The organism is Bradyrhizobium sp. 31Argb (assembly GCF_043638955.1).
In the GTDB taxonomy this organism is placed as follows: Bacteria; Pseudomonadota; Alphaproteobacteria; order Rhizobiales; family Xanthobacteraceae; genus Bradyrhizobium.
In genome coordinates, this window is sequence record NZ_JBEGDB010000207.1 from 1 (window position 1) to 10,000 (window position 10,000).

6 protein-coding genes, 2 tRNA genes and 1 rRNA gene are annotated in these 10,000 nt (G+C 62.3%); 5 read left to right on the forward strand and 4 right to left on the reverse strand.

The window, feature by feature from the left end; genetic code table 11:
• Positions 1–369: 369 nt before the first annotated feature.
• Complete coding sequence (locus tag AAFX91_RS29765; RefSeq protein ID WP_394569006.1) at positions 370–1,155, reverse strand: MOSC domain-containing protein; 786 nt, start codon at positions 1,153–1,155, stop codon at positions 370–372.
• Between the two features lie 337 nt (positions 1,156–1,492).
• Between AAFX91_RS29765 and clpB the strand changes: the two genes are divergently transcribed.
• Positions 1,493–4,132, forward strand: coding sequence for an ATP-dependent chaperone ClpB (gene clpB, locus AAFX91_RS29770; protein WP_394569007.1), 2,640 nt, complete (start codon positions 1,493–1,495; stop codon positions 4,130–4,132).
• 71 nt (positions 4,133–4,203) lie between these two features.
• Here clpB and AAFX91_RS29775 read toward each other — a convergent pair whose 3' ends face one another.
• The 3 genes from AAFX91_RS29775 to AAFX91_RS29785 form a co-directional block, all read right to left on the reverse strand.
• Positions 4,204–4,458, reverse strand: coding sequence for a hypothetical protein (locus AAFX91_RS29775; protein WP_130582073.1), 255 nt, complete (start codon positions 4,456–4,458; stop codon positions 4,204–4,206).
• Positions 4,459–4,540: 82 nt separating this feature from the next.
• Positions 4,541–4,900 carry an SPW repeat protein gene (locus AAFX91_RS29780; protein WP_130582072.1) on the reverse strand — a complete coding sequence of 120 codons (360 nt, stop codon included), beginning with the start codon at positions 4,898–4,900 and terminating at the stop codon, positions 4,541–4,543.
• A 92-nt stretch (positions 4,901–4,992) separates the two neighbouring features.
• Positions 4,993–7,056 carry a M23 family metallopeptidase gene (locus AAFX91_RS29785; protein ID WP_394569008.1) on the reverse strand — a complete coding sequence of 688 codons (2,064 nt, stop codon included), beginning with the start codon at positions 7,054–7,056 and terminating at the stop codon, positions 4,993–4,995.
• Between the two features lie 133 nt (positions 7,057–7,189).
• On the opposite strand from AAFX91_RS29785, the gene AAFX91_RS29790 reads away from it, so the two are divergent.
• The 4 genes from AAFX91_RS29790 to AAFX91_RS29805 all read left to right on the forward strand — a co-directional run bounded on the left by AAFX91_RS29790 (position 7,190) and on the right by AAFX91_RS29805 (position 9,850).
• Entirely contained in the window at positions 7,190–7,342 is a 153-nt protein-coding gene (locus AAFX91_RS29790) for a hypothetical protein (protein ID WP_165421390.1), read from the forward strand.
• A 581-nt stretch (positions 7,343–7,923) separates the two neighbouring features.
• Positions 7,924–9,412: ribosomal RNA gene (locus AAFX91_RS29795) — 16S ribosomal RNA — on the forward strand.
• A gap of 228 nt (positions 9,413–9,640) precedes the next feature.
• A tRNA-Ile gene (locus AAFX91_RS29800) sits at positions 9,641–9,717 on the forward strand.
• A gap of 57 nt (positions 9,718–9,774) precedes the next feature.
• Positions 9,775–9,850: transfer RNA gene (locus tag AAFX91_RS29805), tRNA-Ala, on the forward strand.
• Positions 9,851–10,000: the final 150 nt, after the last annotated feature.

Genomic DNA, 10,000 nt, shown 5'->3' on the forward strand with positions numbered 1-10,000 from the left:
TGGTCCTACCCCCGTGCTTTTTGTTGCACGGGACCCATGGGTGCAACCGGCACCCGGCTTTCCCTGCGCCCTCTGCTCAATGAGAGGGTGGAAAGTGAAGCAAAACTCGGACGCAATGCGCCGCGAGAACGCGAACTCATATCCTCACGCTGTTTGAAATTTGAATCCCAACTCGCAATGACGAGGATAGAGCGGCGTACCCCAACCTATCCCCTCACCCTGAGGAGGTCGCGCGAGCGACCGTCTCGAAGGGCGAGGCCACTGGCGGGGCCTCATCCTTCGAGACGCGGCGAAGGCGCCGCTCCTCAGGATGAGGGTCTAACGGCGCAGGCCTGGCGGCAGGCGCTCACGCTCTTGCCCGCTCCCCAACTACAGCAGCTCCGGCTGCTCCGCCGCGATCGAGTCCCCGAGCGCCACCGCGCCATCCGCGACCACCTCGGCATAGACGCCGCATTCGTTGTGGCCGAGGCGCTGCATCAGGGTGTGGGGGATGGTGAGGTCGCGCGCGCCGGTGTCGGGATCGACATTGACGGCGGCGCAGCGGGTGATGCGCTTGACCACCTTGGCCCGTGCGCTGCCGATCGCGATCGTCTGGTCGAGCAGCTCGAATTCGTGCCAGGCCGGCCAGCCCTCGACATAGAGGTTGGCGCGGAAGCGCAGCGGATGCACTGATTGGCCGACCATCTGCTCGATCGCGCGCAGGCTGTTGAGGTTGATGATCGAGACCACCTTGCGGGCGACGTCGGAGAAGCTGTGGCCGGGGCTGGTCAGGACCTTTGGCGGCCCCTTGATCTGGCCGGCATGGTGGAGTGCGAAATATTGCTCGATCGCGGCGCGCCCGGCGGCCGTTTCGAGGTCGCCCTGGGCCACCATCTCGCCGTTCCGGCGCAGGGTCAGGACGTGGCTGTCGTCGTCGAACTCGGCGCCGAGCGGCACCAGCCACTCGTCCCGCTGCAGCATCAGGAAATGCGGCTTCGGCAGCCATTTGGGCTGCTCGGGGTCGAAGCCGCTCGGGCCGTTCTCGATGGCGTAGCGGCGGTCGGACAGGAGCGTCTGGCCAGCCCTGAGCTCGGCCCGCGGCAGCGCCTCTGCGGTCAGGCCTTTGACGGGATAGCGGTAGATGCCGGCGATCTGTGCGGGGGAGGTGGAGGACATCAGGCCTTTTAGGAAATTTTCTTCGATCGGGCCACCGAACCCTTACGAATTCATTGCGGAAAGCTCTTCCGTTTCGGAACCCGATGCCCACATTGTGATCAAGCCTGAAACGAGGGCGACGACCACCGGTCGGTTGACGGATATCAACACGGTCGGGCGGAAACCCAATGAAGATGCCTTCCACGGTGCCTATCGCGTGATCCGCGAAAGTGTGCTTGCGGTTTCGCGAAAAGATCACGCGCTAATTTAAGAATTGGGCGCGATCAGACGCAAAACCGGTACCCACTTTTGCTGATCGCGCCCAGGGCCGGGAGGGCAGGCCGAGGGAAAGCAAACGATGAATATAGAAAAATACACCGAGCGGGCGCGCGGCTTCATCCAGTCGGCGCAGTCGCTTGCGGTACGCGAGGGGCACCAGCAGTTCTCGCCGCTGCATCTGTTGAAAGTGCTGCTGGACGACAGCGAAGGCCTTGCCGGCGGCCTGATCGATCGCGCCGGCGGCAACTCCCGCGCCATCCTCAAGGCAACCGAGGATGCGCTTAACAAGCTGCCGAAAGTGTCGGGCAGCGGCGCGGGGCAGGTCTACCTTTCACCCGAATTGGCGCGGGCGTTCGATGCGGCCGAAAAGGCTGCCGAGAAGGCCGGCGACAGCTTCGTCACCGTCGAGCGTCTCCTGCTCGGGCTTGCGCTCGAGAAGAACAGCGAGGCCGGCTCGATCCTGAGCAAGGGCGGCGTCACCCCGCAGAACCTGAATGCGGCGATCGAGTCGCTGCGCAAGGGCCGTACGGCAGACAGCGCCACCGCCGAGAACGCCTATGACGCGCTGAAGAAATATGCCCGCGACCTGACCCAGGCCGCGCGCGACGGCAAGCTCGATCCCGTCATCGGACGCGACGAGGAAATCCGCCGCACCATCCAGGTGCTGTCCCGCCGCACCAAGAACAATCCCGTCCTGATCGGCGAGCCCGGCGTCGGCAAGACCGCCATCGTCGAGGGCCTAGCGCTGCGCATCGTCAACGGCGACGTGCCGGAGAGCCTGAAGGACAAGCGTCTATTATCGCTCGACCTCGGCGCGCTGATCGCGGGCGCGAAGTACCGCGGCGAGTTCGAGGAGCGGCTGAAGGCCGTGCTGCAGGAGGTGACCTCGGCCGAGGGCACCTTCATCCTGTTCATCGACGAGATGCACACGCTGATCGGAGCCGGCAAGGCCGACGGCGCGATGGATGCGTCCAACCTGTTGAAGCCGGCGCTCGCCCGCGGCGAACTGCACTGCATCGGCGCGACCACGCTCGATGAGTACCAGAAGCATGTCGAGAAGGATGCCGCGCTCGCCCGCCGCTTCCAGCCGATCTTTGTCAGCGAGCCCTCGGTCGAGGATACGATCTCGATCCTGCGCGGGTTGAAGGACAAGTACGAGCAGCACCACGGCGTGCGGATCTCCGATTCCGCGCTTGTGGCGGCTGCGACCCTGTCCAACCGCTACATCACCGACCGCTTCCTGCCCGACAAGGCCATCGACCTGATGGACGAAGCGGCGGCGCGGCTGAAGATGCAGGTCGATTCCAAGCCGGAAGAGCTCGACACGCTGGACCGCGAGATCATCCGCCTCAAGATCGAGCAGGAGGCGCTGAAGAAAGAAAGCGATCTGGGCTCGAAGAGCCGGCTGCAGGCGCTGGAGAAGGAACTCGCCGATCTCGAGGAGAAATCGAAGGCGCTGACGGCGCGCTGGAGCGCGGAAAAGAACAAGCTCTCCAATGCCCAGAAGCTGAAGGCCGAGCTCGACGCGCTGCGTGTGGAACTGGCCAACGCCCAGCGCCGCGGCGAATTCCAGCGTGCCGGCGAGCTTGCCTATGGCAAGATCCCGGCGCTGGAAAAACAGCTCGCCGATATCGAGGCCAGCGAGAACCAGGGCGCGACGATGGAGGAGGCGGTCACCGCCAACCACATCGCGCAGGTGGTCTCCCGCTGGACCGGCGTGCCGGTCGACCGGATGCTGGAAGGCGAGAAAGAGAAGCTCCTGAAGATGGAGGATGCGCTCGGCAAGCGCGTCGTCGGCCAGGCCGAGGCGGTGCGTGCGGTCGCGACCGCCGTGCGCCGTTCGCGCGCCGGCCTGCAGGACCCGAACCGGCCGATGGGCTCGTTCATGTTCTTAGGGCCGACCGGCGTCGGCAAGACCGAGCTGACCAAGGCGCTGGCCGAGTACCTGTTCAACGACGAGACCGCGATGGTCCGCCTCGACATGTCCGAATACATGGAGAAGCACTCGGTTTCGCGATTGATCGGCGCGCCTCCGGGCTATGTCGGCTATGACGAGGGCGGCGCGCTCACCGAAGCGGTGCGGCGGCGGCCCTACCAGGTGGTGCTGTTCGACGAGATCGAGAAGGCGCATCCTGACGTCTTCAACGTGCTGTTGCAGGTGCTCGACGACGGCCGCCTGACCGACGGTCAAGGCCGCACGGTCGACTTCCGCAATACGCTGATCATCATGACTTCGAACCTCGGTTCGGAATTCCTGGTGAACCAGCCGGAAGGCGAGGATACGGGCGCGGTGCGCGAGCAGGTGATGGCGACGGTGCGGGCGCATTTCCGCCCCGAATTCCTCAACCGCGTCGATGAGATCATCCTGTTCCATCGGCTGCAGAAGAGCGAGATGGGCCGGATCGTCGAGATCCAGTTTGCGCGGCTGCAGAAGCTCTTGGAGGATCGCAAGATCACGCTCACGCTGGATGCGGCGGCGCGCGACTGGCTGGCCGCCAAGGGCTGGGACCCGGCTTACGGTGCCCGCCCGCTGAAGCGGGTGATCCAGCGCAGCCTGCAGGATCCGCTGGCCGAGATGATCCTGGCTGGCGACATCAAGGACGGCGACAAGGTCAAGATCTCGGCCGAGGGCAACGTGCTGACCTTCAATGGCAAGGCGCAGCAGACCGCCGAGGTCGCCCAGTTCGACGCGCCGGTAGCGAAGCGCAAGCTGAACTGAGTTATGAGACGGCTACAAGCCCTCTCCGCGGTCCGCGAAGGGGGCTTCGAGTTTTTGGGAGGTTGGAAGATTTATTCCTGCGTTACCGCCGGGCCGACATCGTCCTCTTCGCTCGGCTCGAGTTCGGAAAGGATGTCCACGAGCTCGCGGGCGCGGCCGGTCGCGAGCGGCTTGCCGGCGTTCATCAGCGGCTCGTCATTGGCGAGCCAGGCCTGGGCCTCCGCCAACTCGTCGACGGTGGCGCCGGTCGCGATAATCTTGGCGATGGTGACATCGTCGACTTGGCCGACCGCTCTGACGACGTCATCCCGTGTGATGCGCCTCATGCCCGGTACCCCCTCGACGCGTAACAACGAGGCCTCCGCCCGCCGTCATGGCGGGCAGGGACCGAAGTAAGGCAGTCCTCGATCAGCGGCCCGTTGTCAGCCGCGGCGGGTGCTGCGACATCATCCAGAGCTCGATCGCAGCCAGGATCGCCACCGCCGCGCCGATCACCACATGGACCGTCATCGCGGTGGTACCGTGGAAGCCCAATACCCAGGGCGACACCAGGGCCCACAATCCGACGATCAGATTCAGCCACTCCTCCCACACCGCGAATGCCGCCAGCGCCGCGATCGCAAGGACCGCGATGACGATGCCGGTGATGTAGGCGTTGGTGGAGACGGTTCCGGCGGTGAAGCCGAACAGCCAGGGCGACAGCAAGAGGATCGCGCCAAGGACCAGGTTTGCGACGTCGCACAATTTCGCGTTCGTCCAATTCTCCATGACACCCTCCATTGGAGGTTTCGCGTATCCATGAAACCGAGCTGATGCCCTCCCGGTTCCATGGCCGGCGCGGCAAATTTGGAGGGAGGAGATCAGCGGTTGCTGACGGGCCGCGAACCGGTCGAGCCGGTGGCGTCGGAGACGATGCGGGAGCTGCCGCGGCTGTTCATCTGGCCATCGATCCGGTCCCGCTCCTTCTCGAAGCCTGCCAGCATCGAGCCCTCGAGCGAGCGCCCACGCGGCAGCTTCACGCGCATCGGGTCGACGAAACGGCCGTTGACCAGGATCTCGTAGTGGACGTGGGCACCGGTCGACATGCCGGTCGACCCGATAAAGCCGATCACCTGGCCCTGGCGGACGCGCTTGCCGGACTCCATGCCCTTGGCGAAGGCGGACATGTGGCCGTAGGCGGTCTCATAGCCGTTGTTGTGCTTGACGCGGACATACTTGCCGTAGCCGCCCTCCCAGCCGACCTTTTCGACCACGCCGTTGCCCGAAGCGAAGATCGGGGTGCCGTAGGGGGCCGCCCAGTCGACGCCGGTGTGCATCTTGACGTAGCCGAGGATCGGATGGCGGCGGCCGCCGAAGCCGGAGCGCATGATCGCGTTGTTGACGGGCTTGCGCACCAGGAACTTCTTCGCGCTCTTGCCGGTCTCGTCGTAATAGTCGACCACCGAATCGTCAGGCGTCTGGAACCGGTAGTATTTCTTGGTCTCGCCGCCGACCGTGAGCGCGGCGTACAGCACCTCGGTCTTTTCGCTGCTGGTCACGCCTTCGTCCTCACCGGCGTAGTAGACGTCGAAGGAGTCGCCGGGCTGCACCTTGCGCTGGAAGTCAACGTCATAGGAATAGATCCGGACCATGTCCTCGATGACGTTCTGCGGCACCTTGTTGCGCAGTGCGGTCTCGTAGATGCTCTGATAGAGCCGTACGCCGCTGCCATCATCCTCGTCGTCATCGTCGCTGTTGTCGGCGGTGTCGGACACGGTGTTCATGCTCTGCACATCGACGGCGACATATTTGCCGATGTCCGAGAGGGCTGCGATCGCCTCGACCTGGGTGTCGTTGGCGACGATCACGCGATAGGGCTGCAGGCGCGCTCCCGGGGCCGGATTTGCCGGCGCCATCAGGATGCGCAGTTTCTGGCCTTCCTTGAGGCCGCCATCGCGGCCGCGGGCGCCGAGCGTGGCCGCGATCACCTTGGCCTCCTCGGCTGTCGCGCCCATGTCGCGCAGCACCGAGGTGACGGTGTCGCCCTTCTTGACGATATGCACCCGTTCCCCGGTCGGATTGCCGCCGGTGACCTGCTCCTTGGTCTTCGGCAGCAGCGTGACGTTTTCCGGCACCACGCGGGTCTCGAAGCCGGCATAGGGATCGGAAACGTTGCCTTCGGTGGCATAGGCGAGCTTGATGTCGGGCTGCGCGCCGCCGACATCGGCGGTGGCGTTGGCCAGCGTATAACGGACGCCGCCGTTATTGCCGCGCCAGTTGGCTGCGTCACGCACCCGCATCAGGATCTCGTCGAGCGCCACCACCGCGGCGATCTTCGCCTTCGGCAGCACCTGCCCGAGATCCTTGGTCACGAAGGAGACCTCGGCATCGGGCTCCACGGCCTCGGGGTTGTTCGGATCGTCGGCCGCCGCGGTCTGATTAGTGCCGACATCGGTCAGCATGCGTTGGGCGTTGAACGGCGGGATCTTGGCCGAAAGATCGCTTGTCGTCATCGAGAGGTTGCCGGAGATGCGAACATACGGCCGCACCCGCATCACGTCGCGGTTGCCGACGCGGGTGACCGTCGATACCCGCACCACATTGCGCGAGGCGCTTGATTCCGACGGCGGCGGCAGGCGGTCGCTCTTGTGCAGGGTGGCGGCGCGGTCATTGGCGCTGACGGCACCGCGCAGCGCGCCCTCGACCCGCTCCGGGAGCTTGGCAAAGGTCATCTCGCCGTCGAGGGACGCAAAAACGGCGCCGCCGATCAAGGCTGCGCCGCACAGGCCGGTGAGGATAGTGCCGCTGAACCATTGTACGGAAACACGGCGGCGGTCGATCACCGCAGCCTCCGAGCCGTCAACCGACAGCGGCGGCTCGTGACCGAGATCGATCATCCCGGTCTCGCGTCCAAAGCCGCTCCCGCGTGACGCCCGTTGGCTCAAACCCGTGTCCCCCCAAGTTCCATCAGCATACGACGAGACTTCCGCACTCCCTTGCGCCCGCATTCGCCCTAGCAGGGCAATCCGGCAGTACGGCGCTTCACATACAGCAACATTCGTGAATTATCGAAGGCCGATGGCCAACCACAATCTCGAACGGCAACGATGTGTAAATCTCTCGATGTTGCTCGGCCGCGTGGAACTGGCGACGGGTTCATCAGAAATCGTCAGTCCCTTGGTAGAAACCACCGGCAGCCCCCACTGGCATCCGGCGATTCATTTTGCATAACTAATCGTCAGAACGTCGCAGGATTGTGGCTCAAGTACGGCGTAAAGTCCCGAAAAATCGAGCAATTCTGCGCATCAGAAGAATCTGCACCTGATGCGACGATTTGTTGACAATGTCCGTTGACAAGCCGGATTGGGCCGGCCTATAAGGCACCCACTGAGCGCGGCGCTGCATTGGCCCGGTAGGCCAAGGCAAGCATTCGCGCCCTTGATGCTCCTCACTTTGATGAGTGACTCAACAGCCGGTGTAAATCGGTTGCGGATTTGCCGTCGAGTGAAGGAGGTCAGAACCCTCCTAAGGGTGTGAGGTCTTCGGATCTCGGGCTGTTTGACAAGTGAAGATGAAGAAAGAGAAACGTGGACGGCGGAGTCCTTGCGGGTCTCGATTTTGAAGGCCAGGGTTTTCGAACCCAGGACTTTTCCCGATCGGGACCGGACGAAAGACTTCGGCGGTACACGTTTTGAATAAGGTTACACCATGATCTCTTCATTGAGATCAGGTCGCCAGCGATGTGAATCGCTGCGCGATTTCGGTGTGGACCTCGTCAAACGTTGTGATCAGCCGGCTCAAAGTTTCAAGTCCAACTTGAGAGTTTGATCCTGGCTCAGAGCGAACGCTGGCGGCAGGCTTAACACATGCAAGTCGAGCGGGCGTAGCAATACGTCAGCGGCAGACGGGTGAGTAACGCGTGGGAACGTACCTTTTGGTTCGGAACAACACAGGGAAACTTGTGCTAATACCGGATAAGCCCTTACGGGGAAAGATTTATCGCCGAAAGATCGGCCCGCGTCTGATTAGCTAGTTGGTGAGGTAATGGCTCACCAAGGCGACGATCAGTAGCTGGTCTGAGAGGATGATCAGCCACATTGGGACTGAGACACGGCCCAAACTCCTACGGGAGGCAGCAGTGGGGAATATTGGACAATGGGCGCAAGCCTGATCCAGCCATGCCGCGTGAGTGATGAAGGCCCTAGGGTTGTAAAGCTCTTTTGTGCGGGAAGATAATGACGGTACCGCAAGAATAAGCCCCGGCTAACTTCGTGCCAGCAGCCGCGGTAATACGAAGGGGGCTAGCGTTGCTCGGAATCACTGGGCGTAAAGGGTGCGTAGGCGGGTCTTTAAGTCAGGGGTGAAATCCTGGAGCTCAACTCCAGAACTGCCTTTGATACTGAAGATCTTGAGTTCGGGAGAGGTGAGTGGAACTGCGAGTGTAGAGGTGAAATTCGTAGATATTCGCAAGAACACCAGTGGCGAAGGCGGCTCACTGGCCCGATACTGACGCTGAGGCACGAAAGCGTGGGGAGCAAACAGGATTAGATACCCTGGTAGTCCACGCCGTAAACGATGAATGCCAGCCGTTAGTGGGTTTACTCACTAGTGGCGCAGCTAACGCTTTAAGCATTCCGCCTGGGGAGTACGGTCGCAAGATTAAAACTCAAAGGAATTGACGGGGGCCCGCACAAGCGGTGGAGCATGTGGTTTAATTCGACGCAACGCGCAGAACCTTACCAGCCCTTGACATCCCGGTCGCGGACTCCAGAGACGGAGTTCTTCAGTTCGGCTGGACCGGAGACAGGTGCTGCATGGCTGTCGTCAGCTCGTGTCGTGAGATGTTGGGTTAAGTCCCGCAACGAGCGCAACCCCCGTCCTTAGTTGCTACCATTTAGTTGAGCACTCTAAGGAGACTGCCGGTGATAAGCCGCGAGGAAGGTGGGGATGACGTCAAGTCCTCATGGCCCTTACGGGCTGGGCTACACACGTGCTACAATGGCGGTGACAATGGGAAGCGAAGACGCAAGTCCTAGCAAATCTCAAAAAGCCGTCTCAGTTCGGATTGGGCTCTGCAACTCGAGCCCATGAAGTTGGAATCGCTAGTAATCGTGGATCAGCACGCCACGGTGAATACGTTCCCGGGCCTTGTACACACCGCCCGTCACACCATGGGAGTTGGTTTTACCTGAAGACGGTGCGCTAACCGAAAGGGGGCAGCCGGCCACGGTAGGGTCAGCGACTGGGGTGAAGTCGTAACAAGGTAGCCGTAGGGGAACCTGCGGCTGGATCACCTCCTTTCTAAGGATGGTCCTTCAGAGAGCTCACGCTCACTATCGGATCGTTTTAGAAACATCTCGGGGCCAATCGATCGCCAGATCGCTTGAGCTCCATTGGCGGGATTTCGCCGTCTTCGTTTCTCTTTCTTCGCGGACGAACACGCGCCAGGGGCTTGAGCGCTGTGCGATGCATCGGCGACAGCCGGTTGCGCGCGAGCGGGCTCCGATCCTCAAAAGGGATAAGCGTCGGGGGCTTGTAGCTCAGTTGGTTAGAGCGCGCGCTTGATAAGCGTGAGGTCGGAAGTTCAAGTCTTCCCAGGCCCACCACTTTGATCGAGCGCATGTGTCTCTCTTATCCAGCCCACGGCATTCGTCTTCTGGTACGGGGCCATAGCTCAGCTGGGAGAGCGCGTGCTTTGCAAGCATGAGGTCGTCGGTTCGATCCCGTCTGGCTCCACCAGATGAAGTCGAAGATCGATGCGCTGCTTCAGGCCTCGACATAATCGTCCGCGAAACATCAATTCGCACACGCAGTCCGGATGGACGCGATGTGCGTGTTATCTGACATCGTAAAGAGGAGATCGATCCAAGTTTGGGATCTGCGGAGCAA